Below are 24,161 nucleotides of genomic sequence, written 5' to 3' on the forward strand. Positions count from 1 at the left end.
TTGAGGTTGTCCAAAATTTATTCATGCACACGGATTGCACAAATAAAATTTGTACCATAAATTGGCGCCAATTTTGGATACTATGCGAAATGAAGCCGGTTTGAAAGCCATGAAAAACACCGAAGCCGTGTGGGACATCGTCGAAGCAAAGCGTGAGGCCTTTTTTGCGCTCAGCGACCGCGTCTGGGATATGCCGGAAACGAACTATGAGGAATATCGCTCTGCCGAAGAGCATGCGCGGCAGCTCGAAACCGAAGGTTTTCGCGTCGAGCGCGGCATCGCCGGTTTGCCGACAGCCGTCATGGGCGAAGCTGGCGAAGATGGGCCGGTGATTGCCATCCTCGGCGAGTTCGACGCGCTTCCCGGCCTCAGCCAGGTCGCTGGGCTGGCTGAAAAGCGCGAGGCGCTCGCGAACGGCAATGGCCATGGCTGCGGCCACAACATGCTCGGCGCCGGTTCCATGCTTGCGGCTGCCGCCGTCAAGGACTTCCTCGAAACAAATGGCGTCAAGGGCCGTATCCGCTACTATGGTTGCCCTGCCGAAGAGGGCGGCTCATCCAAGGGCTTCATGGTCCGCGCCGGCGTCTTCGATGATGTCGACATCGCCATTTGCTGGCATCCGGCTGCCTTTGCTGGAGTGAACAATCCGGTATCGCTCGCCTGCAACGAGATCAATTTCCACTTTAGCGGCCGCGCCTCACATGCTTCGGCCACGCCGCATCTCGGCCGAAGCGCCCTTGATGCCGTGGAACTGATGAATGTCGGCGTCAACTATATGCGCGAGCACATGCCGTCGACGGCACGCATCCACTATGCCGTGACCGACACAGGCGGCTCGGCACCGAACGTAGTACAGGCCAGAGCGACGGTGCGTTACCTTATCCGTGCCCGCAACCTGCCCGAGCTCCTGTCGCTTGTCGCCCGTGTCAAGAAGGTGGCTGAGGGCGCAGCCTTGATGACCGAGACGTCGGTGCGAAGTGAAGTGATCAGCGGTGACGCCAACCTCGTCGGCAATGTGCCGCTCGAGGAACTGATGTTTGCAAATCTCCAGCGTCTCGGGCCACCGGTCTTCGACGATGCCGACCGCGACACCGCGCGCAAGTTCCAGGCGACGATGAGTGCCGAGGACATCGCCTCCTCCTATGCCCGTTTCGGCTTGAAGCCGAAAAAGGACCAGCCGCTCTGCGAGGAGATCTTCCCTCTCTATGCCGGCGACAGCACGATCGTCGGTTCCACCGATGTCGGCAGCGTCAGCTGGGTCGTCCCGACAGTGCAGATGCGCGGCGCCACCTATGCGATCGGCACGCCAGGCCACTCCTGGCAGCTCGTCGCGCAAGGCAAGCTTCCGGCGGCCCACAAGGGCACGGAGCATGCCGCGAAGGTCATGGCGAGCACCGCCATCGCGCTGATTTCAAATCCGGCGCTGATTAAGGCGGCCAAGGCGGACCTTCAGGCTCGCCTCGATGGGTCACCGTTCGTCAATCCGATCCCAGAAGACGTCGAGCCACCGCTTCCCGAAAGGCAGGCATCATGAACCAGCCCGGGATCCTCGAGCTCGTAAGCTTCGGCCCCGACGGATGGGGCAAGGCGCTGCTTGCCGGCGCGTGGATGACTGTTCTGATTGCCCTTGCCGGCTACTCGATCGGCGCAGTCATCGGTTCGTTTGGCGCCTGGGCGAAAATATCAGGCGGACGGGGAATTCGCATCGCTGCCGATACCTGCACGACCGTCCTGCGTGGCATTCCGGATCTTCTCGTCATCTATCTCTTCTATTTCGGTGGCAGCGCGGCAGTCACCGCCATCGGCCGACTGTTCGGAGCAGAGGGCTTCCTCGGATTCCCCGGTTTCCTCGCTGGTTCGCTTGCGGTCGGCGTCACTTCGGGCGCGCAGTTCACCGAAGTTTTCCGCGGCGCCTTCAGGGCCGTGCATCACGGCGAGATCGAGGCGGCGATTGCCTGCGGCATGGGCAGGACCCTACGCTTCCGGCGGATCATCGCACCGCTCACCCTTCGCCATGCCCTTCCGGGGCTTGGTAATGTGTGGCAGGTTGTGCTGAAGGAATCAGCCCTGGTATCGATCACAGGCGTCGCCGAGCTTCTGCGCCAGACGCAGGTGGCTGCCGGATCGACTGGCCTGCCCTTCGATTTCTACGTCATCGCGGGCGCGATCTACCTGATCATCTCGACAGGCTCGGGTCTCTTTCTACGCGGTGCCGAAAGGCACTTCTCGCGCGGCGTGAGGAGAGGCTAATGGACTGGTCGTTTCTCTTCGAGACATTCGTCAGCCTGGTCTCGGCAATCCCGCTGACGCTCGAGCTTGCCGCGACCTCGATTGTGCTTGGGGCGATGCTGGCGCTTGCGATCGCGCTTTGCCGGCTCTCCGGCATTGCGCCGCTTGAATGGTTCGCGCGGAGTTATGTCTTCGTCTTCCGTGGCACGCCGCTGCTCGTACAGATCTTCCTGATCTACTACGGCCTCGGCCAGTTTCCGGCCGTGCGTCACAGCATTTTCTGGCCGTTTCTCCGCGACGCCTACTGGTGTGCGGTATTGGCGCTGACGATGAACACTGCGGCTTATGCAAGCGAAATCATCCGTGGCGGTCTGCTCTCGGTTCCGTTCGGCCAGATTGAGGCAGCGCGAGCCTGCGGAATGCCGCGGCTCATGCAGTTCCGCCGCATCGTGCTGCCGCTGGCGATCCGCCAGGCCCTGCCGGGCTACAGCAACGAGATGATCGCGATGGTCAAGGCAACCTCGCTTGCCTCGATCATCACACTGATGGAAGTGACCGGTGTTGCGGCGCGTATCATCTCGGAGTCCTATCGGGCGATCGAGGTCTTCATCGTCGCCGGCGCGATCTATCTTGCGATCAACTTCCTGCTGACGCGCCTCGTCCATCTCGTCGAATACTGGTTGAGCCCGCACCTGCGCCAGCCCGTTCCCCACCACCCGGCAGTTCCGGCTGCTCCCGCACTTGAAGGAGACGCCCGATGACAGCGGCGAACGCCTCCCCTTCCCCAATCGCGCTCAGCGTCAAGGACTTGCACAAGAGCTTCGGTCCGGTCGAGGTGCTGAAAGGCATTTCACTCGATGCACATGAAGGTGATGTGGTCTCTATCCTGGGCTCGTCCGGCTCCGGAAAGTCTACCTTCCTGCGGTGCATCAACCTGCTTGAGACGCCAAACTCCGGCGAAGTGACCGTTGCCGGCGAGACGATCCGAATGGTGCCCGATACCAGGAACGGCAGCCGTCCGGCCGACCGCAGCCAGGTCGATCGCATCCGCTCTCAGCTCGGCATGGTGTTCCAAAGCTTCAATCTCTGGACCCACAAGACCGTACTCGAGAATGTCATCGAGGCGCCGGTTCATGTGCTCGGTCGGTCCCGGGCGGAATGCGTCGAGGAAGCCGAAGCGCTGCTTGCCAAGGTCGGCATTGCCGAGAAGCGCAATTTCTATCCGGCCCACCTATCTGGCGGCCAGCAGCAGCGGGCCGCGATCGCACGGGCGCTCGCCATGCGGCCGAAAGTCATGCTCTTCGACGAGCCGACTTCCGCGCTCGATCCCGAGCTCGTCGGCGAGGTTCTGCGCGTCATGCGCGCGCTCGCCGAGGAAGGCCGCACGATGCTGGTCGTCACCCACGAGATGGGCTTTGCCCGCGACGTCTCAAGCCGTGTCGTCTTCCTGCATCAGGGCCGCGTCGAGGAAGACGGCAAGCCGCAGGAGGTATTCGCCAGTTCGCGCTCGGACCGTTTCCGTCAGTTCATCAGCAAGTAAATCTCTCAACCCAAACCAACAAAAGGGGAGCAAAACATGACAATTCTTTCGAGGGCACTTTTGACTGCGGCCGCAACGGCGCTTGTCGCCACCGCCGGTGTTGCACACGCCGAAGAGAAGAAGTGGACGACCGTGACGATCGCCACCGAAGGCGCCTTCAAGCCCTATAATTTCACCAAGCCCGACGGTTCGCTCGACGGCTATGAAATCGAGCTGACAAAATATCTCTGCGACCACATGAAGGTCGAGTGCAAGATCGTCGTGCAGAACTTCGACGGCATGATCCCGGCGCTCAATGCCGGCAAGTTCGACGCCATTATTTCCGGCATGTCGGCGACCGCCAAGCGCGAGGAAGTCATCGCCTTCAGCAATTCCTACGGTTCCACCGGCCAGGCGTTCGCGACCGCCAAGGAAGGCGAGCTCGCAAACCTGCCAGAAAAGGGCCAGGTCTTCTCGCTTGCCAGCGACGAGGCCGGGGCTGCCGCCGAGATCGAAAAGATCAAGCCTGCCCTGCAGGGCAAGATCATCGGCGTTCAGACCGCTTCGACCGCGGCGACTTTTGTCGACAAGTATTTGAAGGGCGTCGTCGAGGTTCGCGAATACAAAACGACGGAAGAACATGATCTCGACCTCAAGGCCGGCCGCGTCGATCTGGTGATGGCGTCCATGGCCTATTTGACGACGGCCTCGGCAAAGCCGGGCAACGAGGACATGACGACTGCCGGACCGCGCTTCCAAGGCGGCTTCCTCGGTCGCGGCAGCTCTGTTGGCCTGCGCAAGTCCGACACCGAGCTGAAGGCTATGTTCAACGACGCCATCGAGGCCGCCAAGGCCGACGGCACGATCAAGACGCTTTCAGAAAAGTGGTTCGGCTTCGACGTTACGCCGAAGTGAGTGGAAGCGTTCACAACGATGGGCCCGGCGGGACTCCCTGCCGGGTCGCGACAGCGGAGCTTAAAACTCAGCGTCACGGCAGGGGTTGAAACGCGGACCGACTGCCCCACGACCGCATATCCTGTTTCTAGCCGAACTCGCAATCAGTCATTGTCCTTGCAACCGATCGGCGGCCTGCCCGCGCCTTGCCAGCGACCGTGCGATGTCGACGATATCGTCGCGGCCAGCGGTTGGATCTTCTCTGTTCCAGGCAATGCCAAGCCCGATCCGGAAGTCGATCCCGCTTACCTTCTTCAGTTCAAAGCCGCGATTGGGAAGATCCAGCGTCCATTCCGGTGCAAAGCCGATGCCAAGCCCGGCAGAGACCAGCGACACCAGCGCATAGGTGTCATCGCAGCTGAAGGCGATGTTGGCGGTGAGGTCGTATTCCGCAAACTTCTCATTGAAGTAGCGCTCGGAGAACGACAGGTTCTGCCGGTTGAAGGCGATGATCTTCTGAGTGCGCAGATCGTCGATGCTGATCTCCTCCCTGGCGGGCAGCGGATTGGCATGGCCAACCGCCAGGTAGTAGCGCTCATGCGCAAGCGAGACGAAGCGCAAGGAGCCGATGTTTTCCACCGGGCGGATGAAGCCTAGATTGAGCTGGCCGGTCTCCAGGCCGCGGATGATCTCGCCGGTATTGCCGGACGCGATGTGGATGCGGACATCGGGATACTTGCGGGCGATCTTGGCAAGGAAGGTCGGCAGCATGCCCATGGTGGCCGGGTAGATGCTGCCGATCCGGATCTGGCGAATGCGACTGCCGCCGGCTGCCCGCGTCAGTTCCGTGGTCAGGTCGATGTCGCTCAGGATCCGCACACAGCGATCGTAAAAGGTTTCCCCTGCCCTGGTCAGTTCCACCCGTCTCGTCGAGCGGATGAACAGCGGGCAGCCAAGCTCCCTTTCCAGCGACATCACATGATTGCTTCTCTAATCGGGCATTTGGGTCAAGCTCTTTCTGATCTTTGATGGCCTGATCGATCATGCGGGTCACGCTTCTCTCCGCAGTCTGGTGGCTCCGTTCGTTTGGAGCCGCTGCACGCATGCATGGGATCAGGGTCTGGAGAGCCTTGCTTAAGGACGCGCTCGAAGCGCAGCAGTCATAGTCGGCTTCATCCATCCCGTCGTCCGCATGGGACGATCCGGCCAGGATCGGTTTCGGTGGCTGTTTCAATTCATGCTGCAGCCTCCAATCCGAACCGGAATTCTGTGCCGTCAATCCACATGCGATGGAGCAAGACAGCAATTTTGCGGGCAACAGCGACAATGGCTCGCCGTCTTCCTTTGGTTTTCATGAGGCGTACACCCCATGCTTTCAAGCTGCTCCACGCAATCGATCGCATGAGCATCGCGTTGGCCGCGGCGTAGAGCGTTGCGCGCACATCGGCGTCACCAGCGTGTGAGATGCGGCCGGGATTATCTTTTTCACCAGATTGGAAGCGTCGTGGTGTTAATCCAAAGTGGGCTCCGACAGTTCGTGAGCTCTTAAAGCGAGCGGGGTCATCGACTGCTGCCTTGAAGCTCAGGGCCGTGACATATCCGACGCCCGGAACGCTCATGAAACGGGTGGTTATGGTGTCTTGATTGGCGGCCTTCCGGACACGTCGATCCAGCTCGAGGAATGTCTCCAAGAGCATTTGCCTAGCCTCTAGCATTGGCAAAAGCGCATGACTGAGCGGTGGATCGTTTTCGATCGTGTCGCGGACAGCCTCTTCAAACGCACCGCCCCTGAGGCGTATGGGCAGCTTCACGCCGAAGACCTTGAGCAGCCCTCGAATCTCGTTTTCGAGATCAAGGCATTTTCGCTGCATCACCTTCCGGCTACTAAGTAGCGCTCGGGTGTAGTGGCTTTCGACGCTCTTCACATGTACCCGGCTGTACCAACCCGATCGAAGCAGCTGGGCAATGCCGCGCGCATCGTTCTTGTCCGTCTTATTACGCATGGCCGAAAGAGCAGCATTGACTTGGCGAGCCTCCATGCACACGACATCGAAGCCCGCCTCCGTCAAACCGTAAGTCAGGTGCTGGGTGAGCGTGCCAGCTTCGAGCCCGACCTCGTGGATAGGTTCGCCGAACTCGTCGAAGCAGCGGACAATATCGGGAACGTCCGATGGCACAGAGCGTTCGAGCCTGACTTTTCCAGTCTCATCGATAATGCAGATAGCCACTGCGCGCAGTGACACGTCCAAAGCAGCATAGAACATCGTCATCTCCCTTCATCGCGGTTGAACCGGGATTGTACTAGGAGCTTGCCTCTTGCGGGACCGCCCGATTACGCATGCTTAAGGCCGGCTGGGCAATGTGCATCCTGGCTGCCGCCCGGCCAAAGTGCAGTTCCTCGGCCACCGCTTTGAAATAGGAGAGTTGGCGTAGTTCCATGAGGGTCGCCGATCCGCTCTTTCCAAGAGAATCCCTGTCCGGGAGGATTAATATATTATGTCGGATATATCCTATGGATTAATGCAACGCAAGATGGTGGCCATGAAATATGGACACTCGTGCTCGCATCGGTTGGAATCTTCGACAACTGCGCTCATCGCTGGGCGTTACCCAGGAAAACCTGGCGGTCGATGCAGGAGTAGATCGCACAGTGATCAGCGATCTCGAACGAAGCAAACACAATGCGTCAATTGATCTGCTTGATCGCCTTGCAAGAGCTCTCAAGGTGGACGTCGCGATTTTTTTCACCTCACCTGATCCGGCCGATCCCAGACCGGAGCCATTGAAGCCCGGTCGCAAATCGCACAAGTAATGTTGGAAAAACCTAATTGGTCGCCTTGACGAGAAGCGAACCCACAACACGGCATGGTTTCTACACTGGTTACAGCAAGTTAGAAACGACTGTAAGTGCGCTGCGCCAAACGTCGACAAACTAAGGTTGGGAGTTCATCGCGCTGTTGAGATCATTCAAGCCGATCATCAGCATCATGGAATCAGATGGCGAAGGCAGAAAGCCCACCGCCTCATAGAAGGCTCGCGCGTCATCGGAAATCGCATGCACCAGCACGCCGCGGATGCCGAGGATCTCTGCGGCATTGAGCAAGCGCAAGCCTGCGTCGCGCACCAATGCTCTGCCGATCCCGCGCCCCTGATAGAACTGATCGATGGCGAGACGACCAAGCACGGCAACCGGAATTGGATCTGGCATGTTGCGCCGAAAACGGCCGGGCACTTCCGGCTGTTTCACTGCGCCGGAAGCGAGTGCGTAATAGGCGATGACGCGATTTTCTTCACACACGACAAAGGTACGGGATGCGGCACTTGCCTGATTGGCGCGGGCGCGGCGACGTAGCCAGTCATCCAGTTCAAAGACGCCGGAATTGAATTCTGCCAGCTCGTGGTGATGGGCCAGTGGTATCGGTGCGCTGAGAGTCACGCCTCATCCCACGGCGCTTTGGTCGACATGGTGCGTTTCAAACGCTCATTGGGCTGCGTGGGCGCATCCAGTCGCGCAAGGTATTCGGCATAGATTTCGGGGCTGACCGTGAAGATAGTACGGTCGAGCAGCACTTCCTCTGCGCGGCGTTCAGAGGCTTCCAGCATGAAATCCGTGCGCGTCTTGCCAAGTAATTCAGCAGCGCGGTCTATCAAGTTGCGGGTCGCAGGCTTGATACGCATATTCAGCGGCACGCTGGCGTCCGGGCTTTTATTCCTATGCGGGGTGGTGGGCATAGAAATCTCCTGTTTTCACCGACCATATAGCGTAACGACGTTATCTTTACAAGTTTCGTGTCGCGCTGTTTCGACACCTCAACTTCTTTGCCGGTCTTGAACGGATCCGAACCGACGCAGCGCTAATAAGGCCGATTTAGCTGGTCGGCAGGGAGTCTGGCCACTCCTGCGCGCCATGGAGGACGCGCAGAATGCGAACGGTTGTTTCGCTAACGGCGTTCGCCGCTACATACGGCGTCCCGTTGATCACAAGTATGTGTCTTACCGGTCGCGTTGCATTGACCCCGCGCAAGACAGCTAGGCGAGGTCACGCCGGGTTCTGGCCAGCGGCAGCCGCCTCATGGCGCTCCGCAAACTCCCGTCGGAGAGTCCGACGCAGTTCCGCCGCCTGATGCCGTCGCCTGTCGATCTCCGTGACGGGTTTCCAATCCGGAACGGCCACGGGTCGCCCCTCATCATCGACGGCAACCATTGTGAAATAACAGGAATTCGTATGGCGGCGCAGTCCAGAGCGAATGTTCTCTGCTTCCACGCGAATACCGATTTCCATCGACGTTCGCCCTGCATAGTTGACGGAAGAGCGAAATGTCACGAGCTCGCCAACATGGATTGGCTCCTTGAACATCACTTGGTCGACGGAGAGCGTAACCGCATACTGCTTGGAGAACCTCGACGCGCAGGAGAAAGCCACGCGGTCGAGGAGGTTCAGCAGCGCTCCTCCATGCACCTTTCCACTGAAGTTCGCCATGTCGGGCGTCATGAGCACTGTCATTTCAAGGATTCGATCTTGCTCGGCTATCATTAGGAAATCCCCTTCCTTCATGTCATACAGACGCAGCCGGCCCCAGTTAGGGCCTATGCCGAGAGAGTATGCTTTGCTCGCACGACGACAATCACGATCAGTATGGACCAGTGGGCTGATATGCAGCCCGGCATGCTCAGAAAGCGCCAAGGCGACTTTCAATATCCCGAGTAGATAGTCTGATCGCGACGATGGAGAAACACTCAACCGCGCGCTGGATCTTTACCTGCGTGGCCGCACGCTCGGCCATCGCTCTGATCTGTGTGGCGTTCTAAAACTCGAGGTCATGGGGCTCATTGAGCGAGAAGGAGCCAACGCCTCGCTCCAGTTCTCTACTATTTGCGCTCGACTAGAGGACACCATAGAGCGACTGAGATGACACTACCCACTGCACAAGTGCCAGGAGAATTGCCACTGCCACCACGACCCCGATACTGAGGAATTTCCATCCGGTAGTTTCGTCGTCGCCGTTCTCCATCTCAATTTCGGTCCTGCCTACAATACCTTGACCGAGATTTCGTCGACGCCCGCAATTCGCGCGACCATGTCATCTCCCACTTTGATCGGTCCGACGCCAGCGGGGGTGCCCGCGAAGATTAGATCACCAGGGCGTAACGTGAAGAGCTTTGAGAGATAGGAAATCATCTCCGGGACCTTCCAGATCATCTGATTGAGGTCACCGGACTGACGGCGCTCGCCGTTGACGCTAAGCCAGATGTCGCCAGCCGAAGGATGACCAATGCGTTCCGCCAGTTGGATTCGTCCGCAGGGTGCTGAATCCTCAAAAGCCTTTGCCACTTCCCAAGGCCGCCCCATTTTCTTGCCCACGTCTTGGAGATCGCGCCTCGTCATATCAAGACCGACAGCATATCCGAACACGCATTCGAGCGCGCGATTGACCGGAATATCGGACCCACCCTTGTGAAGGGCGATGACCAATTCGACCTCATAGTGAACGTCTTCCGACTGCCCCGGGTAGGGAAAGCCACGTTCCGGCCGAACCAGCGAGTCGGAGTTCTTCTGGAAAAAGAACGGCGGCTCCTTGGTCGGATCGTGGCCCATCTCGATCGCATGGTCGGCGAAGTTTCTGCCGACACAGTAGATTCGATGGACCGGGAAATGGATGTCGCTTCCCGCAATCGGCAAAACCGATGTCGCTGGAGGGGCAAACGCGAGTTTCATTTCGTCGCGGACACCTGGGCTCATATATGCTTCCTGGAACTAGCCTATGTCATACTGGGAATGGGGCCGTCCGCGGCAGCCGGGGCTACTGCAAACGGCCGGTTCGGGTGTTTAGAGCGCCGCCCTCTTGTCACGCTTGCCGACGCGAGCGAGAAGGTAGTCGACCTCAGCCTTCGCTGTGGCCGAGAGCATCTGAGCGGGCTTACGCTGGGCATCCGTGGCGATAACGCCGCGACGCTTGAGCACGTGCTTACGCACCGCTAGCCCGACGCCGAGCTGCTGCTCGTACCGGATGAGCGGCAGATGTGCGTCGAAGAGGTCATGCGCCTCGTCACGTTTTCCAGAGGCGAATAGACCGACCAGTTCGGTGAGCATGTCCGGGAAGCCATAACCAGTCATCGCGCCATCAGCTCCACGCTCAGGCTCGAAATCGAGGAACATTCCGCCATTGCCGCAGAGAATGGAGAAGTTGCGGAGCTCGCCGGTTTTCTGCATAGATCGCAACTTCGAGATCTTCTCCAGACCCGGCCAGTCCTCATGCTTCAACATCAAGCACGAGCTGTGGTTGGTCATGATCTTGGCAATCACACCAGGACTCATCACCACAGTCAACGTCAGCGGATAGTCTTGGAGAACCCAAGGCACATCATCTCCGACCGCTTCGACTGCCCCTGCGAAATAGTTGACAATCTGGTCGTCCGTTCGCATCGCCGGAGGCGGTGCGATCATCACCCCCGCAGCTCCCATCTCTATCGAATCCCGCGCAAGCGAGCGCATGGCGGCATATCCTGGCGCAGAGACACCGACGATGACCGGGATCTTCGACCGGGCAAGCACCCGCTTGACTATCGCCCGGCTCTCCTCTGGCTCCATCTTCGGAGCCTCTCCCATGATGCCGAGAATGGTAACGCCCGTGCAGCCGCTCTCCTGGTAGAAGTCGGTCAGCTTGTCGATCGAGTTGAAATCGATCGACCCATCTTCGAAGAACGGCGTTGTCGCGATTGCGTAGACGCCCTTGGACTCCGTTCCGAAGGTCATTTCCCGCTATCCTTCCATGCCTGATAGCGTTCCTTGGTCTCGGCATTCATCGGGTAGAGGCCAGGCAGAGGCACGCCGCGATCGACTTCCGTCATGATCCAAGCTTCCATCCGCTCCTGCTCTGGAGCCTCGGCTAGTACCTCTTCGAGGAAACCTGCCGGGATCAACACCGCGCCATCCTCATCGACAACGACGATGTCGTCGGGGAACACCGCAACGCCGCCGCACGCGATCGGCTGCTGCCACGCAACGAAGGTCAGACCAGCAACCGACGGCGGAGCGGCAATGCCGTCGCACCAGACATTCATGCCGCTGGCAAGGACCCCTTCTGCATCGCGCATTACGCCATCGGTGACGAGACCGGCGACACCGCGTTTGGCCATTCGGGCGCAGAGGATATCGCCAAAGATGCCGGCATCGGTTATGCCCATCGCATCGGCAACGACAACGCAACCTGCCGGCATGTCCTCGATGGCGGCACGAGTGGAGATCGGTGATGCCCAGCTTGCAGGAGTGGCCAGATCTTCGCGGGCCGGCACGAAGCGCAATGTGAATGCCTTGCCGACGACACGGCCCTGACCCGGCTTGATCGGCTTGGTGCCGCGCATCCAGACGTTACGCAGCCCCTTCTTCAGGAGCACCGTCGTAAGTGTGGCGGTAGACACGCCCTTGAGGGTTTCTACGATTTTGGGATCGAGTGACATTGAGATTTTTCCGTTCAGATGCTGTTGATCAGGCCGCCGTCAATGCGGATGACGGAGCCGGTGATGTAGGAAGCGCGAGGGCTGGCAAGGAATGTGACGGTATCGCCGTATTCCTTCGGATCGCCGTAGCGTCCAACCGGGATCGAACCGGTGCTTTCGGCGGTGACATCCGCGACGGGTCGGTTCTCGCGCTTGGCTTTCTGCTCGTCGAGAAAGACGATGCGGCCGGTGGCGATACGGCCCGGCAGGACGATGTTGGCCGTAATGCCGTCACGGCCGATCTCGCGCGCCAGCGTCTTCGACCAGCCGACAAGTGCGAGACGAAGAGAATTGGAGATGCCGAGATTGGGGATCGGTGCGACGACACCCGACGACGTAGACGTGATAATGCGACCCCACTTGCGCTCGCGCATGCCGGGCAGCACCGCATCAGTGACAGCGATGACGGGGCGCACCATCATGTCGAAATATTTCGACCAGTCGGCGGCGGATTGTCCGGAAGCAGGCGTTGGTGGCGGACCACCCGTATTGTTGACAAGGATATCGACCGCGCCGAATTTCGATGCGATCTGAGCGAGCTTTTCCTCGATGAGCGAGAGATCGGCTATATCCCAAACAAGGGCAGTTGCATTCCCACCGGCTGCCGAGATCTTTTCGACCGTCGCCTTCGCAGCATCACCGTCGATGTCGGCGACGACGACCGAAGCACCCTCGGCCGCCAGTGACTGGGCGATAGCGCCACCCAGACCACCACCGGCGCCGAAGACCAGCGCCGTCTTGTCATTCAATTGAAGATCCACGACATTCTCCTGTAATTCTTGATTTGCTAGGACTAGGTGCGCGCAATCTCGTAGCCGCACTCGTCGAGGGCCTTGTCGACCCATTGCCGATTGTCCGGCCCGTAGGCGCCTGAGAGTATGTCCTGAAGCTGCTTCGCTTCCGCCGCGGCCTTCTTCGAGGCGTTGGCGTAGACTGTTTCCAGCATCGCGTAAGGGATCGAAACTAGACCGTCATCGTCGCCGACGATCAGGTCGCCTGGCTCCACGACCATCCCGTCCAGCGCGATCGGCACGTTCATCGACCCGGGACCGTTCTTGTAGGGGCCGCGGTGAGTTACGCCCGCAGCGAAAACCGGAAACTCGTGCGTCTTGACGAAAGCGCTGTCGCGGATCGCTCCATTTACGACAACGCCAGCAAAACCCCTCTTCTCGGCGTAGGCGAGCATCATTTCGCCCATTAGGGAGTTCGTCAGGTCGCCGCCCCCATCGATGACAAGAACATCGCCGGGCTTTGCCATGTCGATTGCCTTGTGAATGATCAGGTTGTCACCCGGACGCGTTTTGACCGTGAAGGCCGGACCGCAGAGCGTCCCACCGGAATGCATCGGCCGAAGTGTTGGGCCGCCGGCTTCCGTACGAAGCATGACGTCGCTGATGGTCGCGACAGGAAGTGCTGCAAACTTGGCGATGACATCCGCCGACGCACGATGCTGCGGCTCAAGAAGCCTGATGACGTTCATTTCTCTTCCTTCCTTCATTATGCAATTGATGCGGCAGCGAGGCTGACATGCCCGACGCCAGACAGTGTTGCGTCCAAAGACGAATTTGCTGCGATGGGTACCGGCCCTACCCGGGCGCCGGTAATGATGATCTGACCAGTCCTGAGTGGTTGGCCCCTGGCGGCAGCGTGGTTGGCAAGCCAAAGAACTGCATCGAGCACACCGCCACTGTCAGGTAGCGTCTTGGTGACTTCGTATTGCGTTCCGCCCATCTTGAGGACAGGCGCAAGCCCAGCGGAATCGAAGTCTTGGACACCATCAATGCCATCGCCTGCGACGACAAGGCAGTTGCTCTGACCGTCGGCTAGCGCTGTCAGGGCAGATACCTGCCTACGGTCGACGAAGCGGGAATCCAGGATCTCCAGCGCCACGTGAAGGCTGCCGACAGCGGCGGAGACATCGGCCCGGCTCGATGCCACTGGGAGGTCCTTGGAGAGCTTGAACGCGACTTCGACTTCGACCTCAGGCGCATGCAATCCTGCGGGAAGTGCTGAACCGTTCTTCACAAATCGGCTTGCTGCGATCGGCGAGCATCTAGGAACCTGGCCCGCGGCGGCGGGCGCCACTTTCCAGCCACCGATCTGTTGGCCCACGAGGGTCGCATCCTGAATGGCGTAGGCTGTATCAACGGAAAGCGGAACGAGGTCCTCCGGAAGATCCGTGATGCGTTCGCCTGCCGTCGCCTTGGCTAGGATGTGGGAAGCGCGCAGGATTAGATCACTATTCATAGTCAAGCATCCATCGTTGAAGGATTCGAGTGTCGGCTGCGGTGTAGATCCGGATCAGGCTCTGGACTGGCAGCGATCAGTTCTCGCGTGTAAGGCTCCTTTGCGTCGGTAAAGATCGCACTGGTTGGTCCCTGTTCCACGATCCGTCCCTTCTGCATGACGATCACACGGTCGGCGAAATCCCGGACCAACGGCAGGTCGTGAGCGATGAAGATGTAGGAGAGCCCAAGCTTCGACTGAAGATCCTTGAGCAAGGTGATTACCTGCGCCTGCACGGAAACGTCGAGCGCAGAAACTGCCTCGTCGCAGAGAATAACCTCGGGCCTCAAAGCGAGCGCCCGCGCGATTGCAATCCTCTGACGCTGTCCGCCGGAGAACTGGTGCGGATACCGTTTGGCGTGCTCTGGCTTAAGTCCGACCTGGACGAGGAGTTCCTCAACGCCCGCGGGCCAATCCTTCTTGGGTTTCACGCCCTTGTGGATCGCCCAAGGCTCGGAGATGATCTCGAATACGGACATACGCGGATTGAGCGATGCCGTGGGATCCTGGAAAACGACCTGTAGCTTTCTGCGATAGTCGAAGAGGTCGTCACCTTTCAGCTCGAAAATATCCTTCCCGCAATAGGTCACCGTCCCCGCGTCGAGAGCGTTTAGGCGCAAAAGAGTCTTTGCAAGCGTTGTCTTGCCCGAGCCGGATTCTCCAACGATGCCGAGTGTTTCTCCCTTCCGGAGTTCGAAGCTGACGTTGTCTAGAGCTCGGAGCATCGGAGCACCGGCAGAAAGGTGATATGCCTTCTGCAACCCCTTCGCTTCCAGCAGAATATCTTCTCGTTCTACTTCCGGGCGAAATGGCTCCTGGCCGGGAATGGCCGCTAGCAATTGACGGGTGTAAGGATGGCGGGGCTCACGGAAAACCTCCGCAACACCACCCTCCTCAACGATCTCGCCGTCTTTCATGACAACCAGTCGGTCTGCAACTTCAGCCACCACACCAAGGTCGTGGGTGATCAGCAGCAGCCCCATACCTTCCTCCTTTTGCAGCTCACGAAGAAGCTTGAGGATCTGTGCCTGCACCGTGACATCGAGGGCAGTCGTAGGTTCGTCAGCGATCAACAGGTCAGGCTTCATCGCGATAGCCATCGCGATCATGATCCTCTGGCGCTGCCCTCCAGAAAATTCATGCGGATAGGAGCTGGCCCGGGAGGCAGCATTGGGAATACCCACGCGCTCAAGCAGTTCGACGGCCCGGCTCCGGGCCGTTTTGGCAACCGTTCCGTGGATTCTCATCACCTCGGCAATCTGCCAGCCGATCGGAAAGACGGGATTCAGGTGCGCCAGCGGATCCTGAAAGATCATGGCAATCTTTTTTCCGCTAATGCCGCGGCGTTTGTCGTCAGTCATCTCGAAGAGATTGCTGCCACGGTACGTGATAGTCCCACTCGTGATGAACCCCGGGGGGCTGTCGATGAGCCCCATCACAGCAGATGCGCTAACACTCTTCCCGGAGCCGCTTTCGCCAAGGATCGCTAGCGTCTCGCCGCGGCCAATGCTCCAGCTAACATTCCGGACGGCCTTGGTGACTGTATTGCGCGCGCGGAACTCGACCGAGAGATTCTCAACGTTCAAAATTGTCTCAGACATTTTTGTCCTCCGGCTTTTCGAGACGCCAGCGCTGTACCGGGTCGGTTGCTATGCGCAGCCAATTGGAGACGAGGTTGAGCGACATGGTGACGAGTGCGATCGCAAGGCCAGGCCAAAAGGACAGCCACCACGCGGTGCTCAGATATGCGCGGCCTTCGGCAACCATCACGCCCCACGTTACGTTGGGTGCCTGGACGCCGAGCCCAAGGAAACTCAGACTGGCCTCGGCAAGCATGACGAAGGCAAAATCCAGGGTCATGATCGTGATCAGCGTCGGAGCGACGATCGGAAGGATGTGCTTGAATACAAGGCGGAAGGTGCTCGCCCCCGTTACCTCGGCAGCAATCACGAACATCCGGCTTCGGATTTCCATCACTTCAGCCCTAGTGGTGCGCAGGTAGATGGGAACGCGGGTGATGGCGAGAACGATGATCACGTTCGTGATCGCCGGACTGAAAACATAGAGAACCACTAGCGCCAACAATAGAGAGGGAAAGCTCATCACGATATCTGTGACGCGCATGATCGCCTCGCCGACAAGGCCTCCACGATACCCGGCGATGAGACCAAGCAGAGTGCCAATGACGAGCGAACAGATCACCGCCGCCGCTGCTATCATTATCGTCGTCTGTGAGGCGAAGAGGACGCGTGCCAGGATGGAGCGTCCGAGACTGTCTGCGCCAAGGATATATTCGAATCCTTTGCTGAGATCGAACGGCGGCGCGTTGCGTGCACGCAGATTCATCATCGTTGCAGACCGGCCAAGCAGCCAGGGACCGAAAAGTGCCGAGAATACGGTCAGCGTGAGGATGATCGCCGCGACGAAGGCGAACTTGTCGCGCCACAACAATCGGAAGACGGTCTTGATCCGATGTTCCGACATTGTCTCATCCGGAATAGAGGTCGATAGAGTGTGCGTTTGATGGGCCATTTCAGTTCACCCGGATCCGCGGATCGAGAACCGCGTAGACGATGTCGATCCCGACGTTGAGCATGAAGATTGCGATAGCCGTGACCATCACGCCCGCTTGGATGACCGCGAAGTCGCGGTATGTGATGGAGTCGATCATCAGCTTGCCAATTCCGGGAAACCCGAAGATGGTTTCCACGATGACTGCGCCGTTGATGATGCCCGCAGCCTGGTCGCCTGCGACAGTGACTACGGGAAGCATCGCATTGCGAAGAGCATGGACGAATATAATTCGACGGCCTCGGGCACCCTTGGCGCGCGCTGTCTTCACATACGCCGACGACAGCACGCTGATCATCGAACTCCGTGCCACCTGTACGAGGAGGCCACATGGCCGGATAGCAAGGACAGCCACCGGAAGGATCCACTGCGATACGCTGCCCGTTCCCGAAGTCGGCACCAGTCGAAGGCCGACGGCGAAGACAAGAACGCCGACGATCGCGATCCAGAAGTTGGGTAGGCTTGCGCCAATCAATGAAAGTAAGGTCGCGATGCGGTCGAAGACGCTGTTGGGTCGCCACGCCGCCAAGGCGCCCGTCACAATGGCGATCATAAGGGCGGCGGTGATGGACCAAAGGGCCAGGAGCAACGTGGTTGGCATTGCCTCCAGCACGAGAGCCAAAGCCGGCCGGCCCTGGCGCAGGGACTGACCGAAGTCGAGAGTAACCAGACCACGGAGAAAGTCGAAGAACTGCACATAGACCGGTTGGTCGAATCCATGGAGCCGCGAGAATTCCTCTCTCATCGAAGTCGGCGCATCGATTGGCAGATAGAGATCAGCGGGTGACCCCGTCAGCCGTGCCATGAAAAAGACCATGACCACGAGAAGGAATAGCGAAAGACCGCTCCAGATCGCGCGCTTGCTAAGATAAATACCCATCAGTTCTCCTCCGGCTGAACTGGCAGCCGGAAAGGATTCCGGCTGCCGCCCTCTGCAAAGTGGGTCACTTGCTCAGCGCGATATCGGACAGCTCGAACTGTACGGTGCTGAGACCGTTCGGTTCGTAATTGACGCGAGGACCTACGCGCATTTGACTGACCATGTGATATTGCGGCACGGCCGGGATGATCTCGTCTGCAATGATCCTGTTGGCTTCCTGGAAATCCTTTGTCCGATGCTCACCGGTTTCAGACATCGCCTTGTCGATCAGCGAGTCGACCGCCGAATTGTTCATCTCGGATTGCTGGCCCTTCGAGTGATACCGGAAGTACATCGTGAACGCGGCGTCGCCGTTGTTGTTGTCGTGCATTTCCTGGATCATCATCGCACTGCGATCTGCCGGATAGGGCTTGTTGACGAGCTTCAGCCACTCCGCCGACTCCATCATCTCGACCTTTACGTTGAGGCCGATCGCCTGCCACATCTGCTGGATCGCCTCGAGGACTTCCGGCTCGTTCGGGAAGAAGTTCGTCCGCCCAACGAGGCGTATCTCTTTGTCAACCGGAACGCCGGCCGCCTTCGCTTCGGCCACAAGCGCCGCCGCTTTGTCCACATCGAAGGGCCAGACCTTGAGATCGGGATTGTACCCGTTGATCTTCGGCAGAATGAACTGCGTGGCGGGAACCACCTTGTCGCTCAGGACCGTGCCGACGAGAGCCTGGCGGTCGAAGCCGAGGTTGAGCGCCTGCCGAATGCGGATGTCGTCGAGCGGTGGCTGCATGATCAGCCGGATACGCGTCGTCTCGCCATTCAGGAAAGACTTGTCCATCTTGGGATCGTCTGCATCCTGCGGAGCGATCGCGAATGCGATGTCGGCCTCTCCCGTCTTCACCATTGCCGCGCGGAGGGCAGATTCGCCCCGGAAAACATAGGTCGCATTTTCGACTTCAGGCTTCTTGCCCCAGTACTTGTCATTGCGCTTCAGCTTGACGCCGTCGCCGTCCCAGGAAACGAACTGGAACGGACCGGTGCCAACTGGGGCGCGGCTCAGTTCGGTCGTCGACGTGTCAGGGCCGACGATACCCATGAATGAAAGGAAGACAGGCATAAGGACCTGCGCTGGGTCGGCGTGGATATCGACGGTCTTTTCGTCTACGGCAGTGGCCGTCAGTTTGACATTTGCGATCTTGGTACGGTCTAGGCAGGTCACTCCCGTGCTCTGCATGCGCGTAATAGCCTTCACCACAGCGTCGGCATTGAAGGGCTTACCATCGTGGAATGTTACGCCTTCCCGGAGGGAGATCCGCCAGGTTCCGTTGCCTTGATCGTCCCACTTTGTCGCAAGCCTAGGCAGGACCTTGCTGTCATTGGGATCAAGCACAGTAAGCGTCTCGACGATGTTCTCTTTGACGATGGTATTGATACCATTCACCGTCGTATTGCAGCCGTCGATGTTTGCGGGTTCGACCGGGACGGCAATCTTGACGTCGGCACCCTGTGCCACCGCAAGCGACGAAGCCGTGGCCACTAGGGCAAATAGCGCGCCACCAAGAATATGAGATCTGTTTGGCATTGTTCCTCCACCGTGTCACCGAACACACAACGTCTCAGGCAGCACAGAAGGTGCCGCCCCGCCGATCGTTCGGTTGTTTGCAAAGCTCCATCCGGACCCGGTCCGCTTCGAGTGCGGTAGTTGTCGGGTGCAGAACTGGATCGCGTTTCCTCCTGCGAACCAATGACCAGGAATCTAGGCCATAAAAAAAGATGCGCCACTACAGAGTTTTGATTAGGGTATCAAAATCTTGTATGAGGCATGCATGAGCTCTGCTTTTTTTGATTTGAGACGCGTACGTTACATTGTGGCTATAGCCGACGCCGGGTCGATCTCCGCCGCGTCTCGCACTTTGAATGTCGCCCAACCTGCCCTCAGCTATCATCTCGCGGAAATGGAGAAGGCACTCGGTGCATCCCTCTTCGAAAGATCCGCGACGGGCATGACCCCGACAGTTCCAGGTCTTCTGTTTATCGAGCATGGACGAGTCCTTCTGAACGCCGTGGCCGTTGCAGACCTCGACATTCGGCGACAGATCAAAACAAAGGCGGTCCAGGAGACCATCCGCCTGACTATAATCCCTTCACTGGCATCAATCATGCTGCCACGCCTAATCGCTGCGTTCCGGGAGAGGATGCCGGACAAGGTGCTCCGCGTCATCGACGCCCGCACCCTGTTTGCGGATGAACTGATCGATAGCGGCAAAGCTGACGTGGCGATCAAGCTTCCCCTAACCGAAAGCTTCCCGGAAACCCCAATTGTCTGGGAGCCGCTCTATTGCATAATGCGGGATAACGGTTCGAGAGGACCGATCTCGTTCCGAGACGTCGCGGCGTTGCCCTTGGTCCTGCCGGCCAGGGAAAACCCGTTGCGAAAGCTGCTGGAGCGGGCTGCCGAAAAGGAAGGCCTCGTCCTGAACGTAGTGATGGACGTCGATGGCTTCGAACCCCGGCGAGAGGTAGTCGTATCCGGCTACGGGGTCACGATCTTTGGCGAGCTGTCGATTCCGCAGGATCAGATGAGTTCCCATCTCATTGCCCGGAAGATTATAGACCCGGATCTGACGCATCCTCTCGTCCTGCGTTCCCGCGAAGGACTCGATCCTGCCTTGGATGCGGCGATTCGCGAGATCCTTTCCGAAGTCTTTCGTAACTGGCATTAACTGATTGGACTTCGACGGCAGTGAAGAAGCTATTGTTCCTATCACCGGGCAAGCTGTACCGACCGATTGCTCCTACCTTAGGAGCAGAAATCAATTGTGGCACGACCGTCTAAACTAGGCTCGCGTATGATCCATACTCGGGGCAGCACTCGCCTTGATCTGAACCCTTCAAACTGGACCAGTTTTGGTTAGAGTTTTCCGGTGCATGCGACCTGCCAAATATACGGGGGCCGCACTCACGCAACGCAGCGCGGCTTGCGCCGTCTTATGCTTGGCAAGGAGAGGTGTCCGCTGTCGGTGACGCGCGAGATGATCTGTCTAAGGCTTGGGTTGGCGTTTGTGGTAAGCTGTCACGGACTTAAATAGCTCCCCAATCGCGAGCACCCGTCGATCCGACCCTTGGGGTCCTATGATCTGCATCGCAAGAGGAAGTCCGCGGTGGTCTATCCCCACTGGAAGAGTGAGGGACGGCAGTCCGACCGCTCACAGGAAAATCGATCAAGCGGCGAGTTGCGTCCACAATCCGTTCGTCGATTAAGACGGCAGCTGAAGGATTATCTGTCTCGATATATGTGAATATTGCATCGCGATCAGATAACGCGAACGCGGACCAAGTAAGCTTCACGATTTGCGCGCGCTCGCCCTAAGTCGGGCTGCCGCTCGACGTTCCGCAAAATGGGCCTCAACCTCATTATCTGGGATGTCCGGTCGAGTATCGTTCAGCGCCTCAAGCACCCTAGTGCGAAACCAAGCGTCATGCGCCTCGCTACTCGAAAGGAGTTCGAGGGGCAGCGCGCCCTCGTTGGCGGTGCGGGTCAGCAGGATACGGACTGCGTCCGATACCGTAAGGCCCATGCTCTCAAGCACGGCGGAGGCACGATCCCGAATTTCGGCATCAATGCGCGTTTGGACAAGTGCATTTGCAGCCATAGCTTTCTCCACGTCTGAAGAGAAAGTAATGCATTTGAATGACAACTCAACAAGAAGTTTCGAACAATCATCAATCGCTTGCGGCTCTTTTATGCTCTTGAAAGGATCCGAACCGTCGCCACCTGATTTGGCTAAGCTGCTGGATTATTAGGAAAATCTGCCACATAAGCCGCTGTTGTGGAATAATCGCCACGACTATGCGGGCTGCAGGAAGGCCGGCCCCGGTATTTTATCGAGCCGATACATAGTTTGCCGCACCCGTTGCAGCGCTGGATGAGCTTTGAGCCGAATGGCGGCACATCTCGATTAGCCTCGAGGCGGCCTTGCTGCTGTGCCGCTCCTTGTGTCTCAGGAGTCGGAACTCGCGAATCGCCCGGCAGAAGTTGATTTCGATGAGCTTGCCGGCGTCGATGTGCTGCTGGGCGGCAAGGCGGGAAACGGCGGCGGCACATATGCTGTCTTTCAGCGCCGACAGGATCGCCTCGTTGGAGGGAAGCACCATCGCGACGTTCAGATCTTCCGAATTGACACCGATCTTGGCCAGCACATGCTCGAAGACCGACCGGGTTCCAGAACCCACCTCGCGCATCACCCAGCGGGCGGTCGTGAAATCGCTGGCGGCAAGCGTCTTGGCGCCAGCCCAGGGATGGGTTGCCGCCACAACGACCACCAGTTCGTCCTGGTCGATCACCGATGCGGCAAGCGCCGGCTCATCGAGATCGCCCTCGACGAAGCCGACATCGGCCTCGCCATTGATGACGGCGTCGGCCACTGTACGGGTGTTGCCGATGGTGAGGTTGAGGTCGATGCCGGGGTGAGAGGCATGAAACCGCATGAGACGGGAAGGCAGCCAGTAGCTTGCGATCGTCTGGCTGGCGAAGACGCCGAGCGTCCCCCGCTGCATCCCGCCGAGTTCGCTGAGTACGAGTTCGGTTGCGCGCGCTCTCGCCAGCAGCGTTTTTGACTCGGAGAGAAAAATCCGGCCGCTCTCCGTCAGCTCGATGCGCCGGCCGACTCGGTGAAAAAGCTCGACACCGTAACGGTGTTCCAGGTTCTTGATGGCCGTGCTGACGGCGGATGGCGTAAGATTGATCGAGGCGGCGGCCTTGGTGAGATGCTCGCGCTCCGCCACCGCGACAAAAATTGCAAGCTGTTCAAAGGTCATGGGAAATCATTCTACTTTCTCGAATGAAATGTAGAAGAATATTCGATGGAAGTCGACGCGATTAGCTGAAAAATCTGAAGGGCAATCTCTGAAATTCCAGGTGCCCGATGACCCTCCAGAACTGTTTCAAGCATACAAGCCAGATCGTTCCTGGCCTGCTCGTCTGTATTGCCGTTGCTGCCGCTGCCTATCTGTTCGAGCAGCTCGAGCATGCCGTGTTCGGCGTCGGTCCTTTGGAAGCGCTCGTCTTTGCGATCGTTATCGGGATCGTCACGCGAACGGCTTTGCCCAGCAGGAAATCCTGGCAGCCTGGTATCAGCTTCAGCTCCAAGACATTGCTCGAGATCGCCATCGTGCTCCTTGGCGCGTCCCTGAGTTTCGGGACGCTGTGGAGTGCCGGTGCGACACTTGTTGTCTGTGTCGCGGCGATCGTTGTCATCTCGATCTGCCTCAGCTTCTTCGTCGCTCGATTGTGCGGCCTGTCGGACCGACTTGCCATGCTGATCGCCTGCGGCAATTCGATATGCGGCAACTCCGCCGTCGTCGCCGTGGCGCCGGTCATCGACGCGGATTCCGATGAGGTTGCTGCCGCGCTCGCCTTCACCGCGGTCCTGGGCGTTGCCTCCTTGCTCATTTTGCCGCTGATTTATGTCTATGCCGGCATGACGGCGAGACAATATGGTGCGCTGACCGGCCTGACCGTCTATGCGGTGCCGCAGGTCCTCGCTGCAGCCGCCCCTGCGGGGTTGGTCGCCGTGCAGACCGGAACAGTGATCAAGCTCCTGCGCGTCTTGATGTTGGGACCGGTCATCTTCGTTCTCGGCCTTCTCCGGATGGGCCACAGCGACTGCGCGCAGGCGCAGCGCGGTCTTGTTCCCTGGTTCATCATCGGCTTCATCGTCGTCGTGATCGCCCGTTCGATGGGGCTCATTCCCACCGCCCTCATCCCGATCCTCCTGACGATCTCGGGCGGCCTGACGGTCGTTGCGATGGCCGCGCTCGGCCTGTCGGTCAATATGCGGACGGTGGCCAGCGCAGGGAGACGAGTGCTTTTCGCGGCATCGGCTTCGCTGCTATTACTGACGACCATGAGCTACTATTGCGTTGTCCTTGTCCTCGCCAAGTGAAAGTGCACAAGAGTCGGAGGCAGAACGGCGTTGTCAGGTTAGGGTTTGAAGCGCGCTTTCGCCATGGCGCGTGGCTCAACCACTGGTCCCGGTCACGGCCCTCAATGCGCGATCGCCCTGAGGCGATTCAGATGGGCGGCGATGGCTGAATGTCGCGAACGGGCGGCATGAAGAGATTTCGCACTATTTGGGCGACGCAAACTATCATCGCTGAAGCCGAAGATTCTAACGTTCGACGAAAGCAACATTGTTCGCGATAGGCTGCGCCAATCAATAAGCTTGGACCTCGCCGGTGGCGAAGAGCTCCATGACAATCTGATCGCCCGATATGCATGCCGGCAAGGATGCC

The 24,161-nt window shown here is 58.8% G+C and carries 26 protein-coding genes and 2 pseudogenes; 8 read left to right on the plus strand and 20 right to left on the minus strand.

From position 1 onward, the window contains the following. The first annotated feature begins 109 nt into the window (after positions 1–109). Genes IB244_RS23455 through IB244_RS23475 form a run of 5 tightly spaced genes read left to right on the plus strand, consistent with a single transcriptional unit; the run spans position 110 to position 4,663 of the window. Positions 110–1,534: a M20 family metallopeptidase gene (locus IB244_RS23455; RefSeq protein WP_192305817.1), complete on the plus strand. Its 1,425-nt coding sequence runs from the start codon at positions 110–112 to the stop codon at positions 1,532–1,534. Beyond that, positions 1,531–2,250 (plus strand): ABC transporter permease, encoded by a 720-nt coding sequence (locus IB244_RS23460; RefSeq protein ID WP_192305819.1) that lies wholly within the window; start codon positions 1,531–1,533, stop codon positions 2,248–2,250. The genes IB244_RS23455 and IB244_RS23460 overlap by 4 nt, the downstream gene beginning before the upstream one ends. Beyond that, positions 2,250–2,990: an ABC transporter permease gene (locus IB244_RS23465; RefSeq protein ID WP_018856246.1), complete on the plus strand. Its 741-nt coding sequence runs from the start codon at positions 2,250–2,252 to the stop codon at positions 2,988–2,990. The genes IB244_RS23460 and IB244_RS23465 overlap by 1 nt, the downstream gene beginning before the upstream one ends. After that, positions 2,987–3,769: an ABC transporter ATP-binding protein gene (locus IB244_RS23470; protein ID WP_025659290.1), complete on the plus strand. Its 783-nt coding sequence runs from the start codon at positions 2,987–2,989 to the stop codon at positions 3,767–3,769. The genes IB244_RS23465 and IB244_RS23470 overlap by 4 nt, the downstream gene beginning before the upstream one ends. A 36-nt stretch (positions 3,770–3,805) precedes the next feature. Beyond that, positions 3,806–4,663 (plus strand): transporter substrate-binding domain-containing protein, encoded by an 858-nt coding sequence (locus IB244_RS23475; protein WP_192305821.1) that lies wholly within the window; start codon positions 3,806–3,808, stop codon positions 4,661–4,663. Between the two features lie 147 nt (positions 4,664–4,810). Here the strand turns inward: IB244_RS23475 and IB244_RS23480 are convergent, their stop codons facing one another. From IB244_RS23480 to IB244_RS23490, 3 genes and pseudogenes are all read right to left on the minus strand, one after another. Continuing rightward, a complete protein-coding gene (locus tag IB244_RS23480; RefSeq protein ID WP_192305823.1) occupies positions 4,811–5,617 on the minus strand; it encodes a LysR family transcriptional regulator in 807 nt (268 codons plus the stop codon). 260 nt (positions 5,618–5,877) lie between these two features. Beyond that, complete coding sequence (locus IB244_RS23485) at positions 5,878–6,906, minus strand: IS110 family transposase (protein WP_192305825.1); 1,029 nt, start codon at positions 6,904–6,906, stop codon at positions 5,878–5,880. A gap of 49 nt (positions 6,907–6,955) precedes the next feature. Then, positions 6,956–7,081, minus strand: a pseudogene (locus tag IB244_RS23490) (LysR family transcriptional regulator); the annotation flags it as partial. 109 nt (positions 7,082–7,190) lie between these two features. Here IB244_RS23490 and IB244_RS23495 point away from each other — a divergent pair. Beyond that, positions 7,191–7,454 carry a helix-turn-helix domain-containing protein gene (locus IB244_RS23495; protein WP_192305827.1) on the plus strand — a complete coding sequence of 88 codons (264 nt, stop codon included), beginning with the start codon at positions 7,191–7,193 and terminating at the stop codon, positions 7,452–7,454. A gap of 120 nt (positions 7,455–7,574) precedes the next feature. Here IB244_RS23495 and IB244_RS23500 read toward each other — a convergent pair whose 3' ends face one another. From IB244_RS23500 to IB244_RS23560, 14 genes and pseudogenes are all read right to left on the minus strand, one after another. Next, positions 7,575–8,078: a GNAT family N-acetyltransferase gene (locus tag IB244_RS23500; protein WP_192305829.1), complete on the minus strand. Its 504-nt coding sequence runs from the start codon at positions 8,076–8,078 to the stop codon at positions 7,575–7,577. After that, positions 8,075–8,374, minus strand: a complete 300-nt coding sequence (locus tag IB244_RS23505) for a DUF1778 domain-containing protein (RefSeq protein ID WP_192305831.1) — start codon at positions 8,372–8,374, stop codon at positions 8,075–8,077. Before IB244_RS23505 ends, IB244_RS23500 begins: the two co-directional genes overlap by 4 nt. Positions 8,375–8,510: 136 nt before the next feature. Continuing rightward, positions 8,511–8,627, minus strand: a pseudogene (locus tag IB244_RS32475) (type II toxin-antitoxin system mRNA interferase toxin, RelE/StbE family); the annotation flags it as partial. Positions 8,628–8,681: 54 nt separating this feature from the next. Then, positions 8,682–9,176, minus strand: coding sequence for an acyl-CoA thioesterase (locus IB244_RS23510; RefSeq protein WP_192305832.1), 495 nt, complete (start codon positions 9,174–9,176; stop codon positions 8,682–8,684). Between the two features lie 495 nt (positions 9,177–9,671). Continuing rightward, the gene (locus tag IB244_RS23515; RefSeq protein ID WP_192305882.1) at positions 9,672–10,358 is read right to left on the minus strand and encodes a fumarylacetoacetate hydrolase family protein; all 687 of its coding nucleotides are present in this window, start codon (positions 10,356–10,358) and stop codon (positions 9,672–9,674) included. A gap of 111 nt (positions 10,359–10,469) precedes the next feature. Beyond that, positions 10,470–11,396 carry a dihydrodipicolinate synthase family protein gene (locus tag IB244_RS23520; RefSeq protein ID WP_192305834.1) on the minus strand — a complete coding sequence of 309 codons (927 nt, stop codon included), beginning with the start codon at positions 11,394–11,396 and terminating at the stop codon, positions 10,470–10,472. Continuing rightward, positions 11,393–12,100, minus strand: coding sequence for a ribonuclease activity regulator RraA (locus IB244_RS23525; protein ID WP_192305836.1), 708 nt, complete (start codon positions 12,098–12,100; stop codon positions 11,393–11,395). The genes IB244_RS23520 and IB244_RS23525 overlap by 4 nt, the downstream gene beginning before the upstream one ends. A 14-nt stretch (positions 12,101–12,114) precedes the next feature. Then, positions 12,115–12,900, minus strand: coding sequence for an SDR family oxidoreductase (locus IB244_RS23530; protein ID WP_192305838.1), 786 nt, complete (start codon positions 12,898–12,900; stop codon positions 12,115–12,117). Positions 12,901–12,932: 32 nt separating this feature from the next. Next, positions 12,933–13,619 (minus strand): RraA family protein, encoded by a 687-nt coding sequence (locus IB244_RS23535; RefSeq protein WP_192305840.1) that lies wholly within the window; start codon positions 13,617–13,619, stop codon positions 12,933–12,935. A gap of 17 nt (positions 13,620–13,636) precedes the next feature. Then, entirely contained in the window at positions 13,637–14,386 is a 750-nt protein-coding gene (locus tag IB244_RS23540; protein WP_192305842.1) for a 2-keto-4-pentenoate hydratase, read from the minus strand. A 2-nt stretch (positions 14,387–14,388) separates the two neighbouring features. After that, positions 14,389–16,026: an ABC transporter ATP-binding protein gene (locus tag IB244_RS23545; RefSeq protein ID WP_192305844.1), complete on the minus strand. Its 1,638-nt coding sequence runs from the start codon at positions 16,024–16,026 to the stop codon at positions 14,389–14,391. Then, positions 16,019–16,909, minus strand: a complete 891-nt coding sequence (locus IB244_RS23550) for an ABC transporter permease (RefSeq protein WP_192305846.1) — start codon at positions 16,907–16,909, stop codon at positions 16,019–16,021. The genes IB244_RS23545 and IB244_RS23550 overlap by 8 nt, the downstream gene beginning before the upstream one ends. 49 nt (positions 16,910–16,958) lie before the next feature. Further along, positions 16,959–17,876, minus strand: coding sequence for an ABC transporter permease (locus IB244_RS23555; protein ID WP_192305848.1), 918 nt, complete (start codon positions 17,874–17,876; stop codon positions 16,959–16,961). A 64-nt stretch (positions 17,877–17,940) separates the two neighbouring features. Next, positions 17,941–19,449: an ABC transporter substrate-binding protein gene (locus IB244_RS23560; RefSeq protein ID WP_192305850.1), complete on the minus strand. Its 1,509-nt coding sequence runs from the start codon at positions 19,447–19,449 to the stop codon at positions 17,941–17,943. Between the two features lie 244 nt (positions 19,450–19,693). On the opposite strand from IB244_RS23560, the gene IB244_RS23565 reads away from it, so the two are divergent. Further along, positions 19,694–20,590 carry a LysR family transcriptional regulator gene (locus IB244_RS23565; protein WP_192305852.1) on the plus strand — a complete coding sequence of 299 codons (897 nt, stop codon included), beginning with the start codon at positions 19,694–19,696 and terminating at the stop codon, positions 20,588–20,590. Between the two features lie 358 nt (positions 20,591–20,948). Here IB244_RS23565 and IB244_RS33205 read toward each other — a convergent pair whose 3' ends face one another. From IB244_RS33205 to IB244_RS23585, 3 genes are all read right to left on the minus strand, one after another. Then, entirely contained in the window at positions 20,949–21,215 is a 267-nt protein-coding gene (locus IB244_RS33205) for a type II toxin-antitoxin system RelE/ParE family toxin (protein WP_409564084.1), read from the minus strand. After that, on the minus strand, positions 21,212–21,520 hold the full coding sequence (locus IB244_RS23580) for a type II toxin-antitoxin system RelB/DinJ family antitoxin (protein ID WP_192305856.1): 309 nt from the start codon (positions 21,518–21,520) through the stop codon (positions 21,212–21,214). The genes IB244_RS33205 and IB244_RS23580 overlap by 4 nt, the downstream gene beginning before the upstream one ends. A gap of 229 nt (positions 21,521–21,749) precedes the next feature. Beyond that, positions 21,750–22,685: a LysR family transcriptional regulator gene (locus IB244_RS23585; RefSeq protein WP_192305858.1), complete on the minus strand. Its 936-nt coding sequence runs from the start codon at positions 22,683–22,685 to the stop codon at positions 21,750–21,752. Positions 22,686–22,792: 107 nt separating this feature from the next. On the opposite strand from IB244_RS23585, the gene IB244_RS23590 reads away from it, so the two are divergent. After that, entirely contained in the window at positions 22,793–23,812 is a 1,020-nt protein-coding gene (locus IB244_RS23590; RefSeq protein WP_192305860.1) for a YeiH family protein, read from the plus strand. The last annotated feature ends 349 nt before the right edge of the window (positions 23,813–24,161 follow it).

Source organism: Rhizobium sp. RHZ02, assembly GCF_014851575.1.
Lineage (GTDB): Bacteria > Pseudomonadota > Alphaproteobacteria > Rhizobiales > Rhizobiaceae > Rhizobium > Rhizobium altiplani.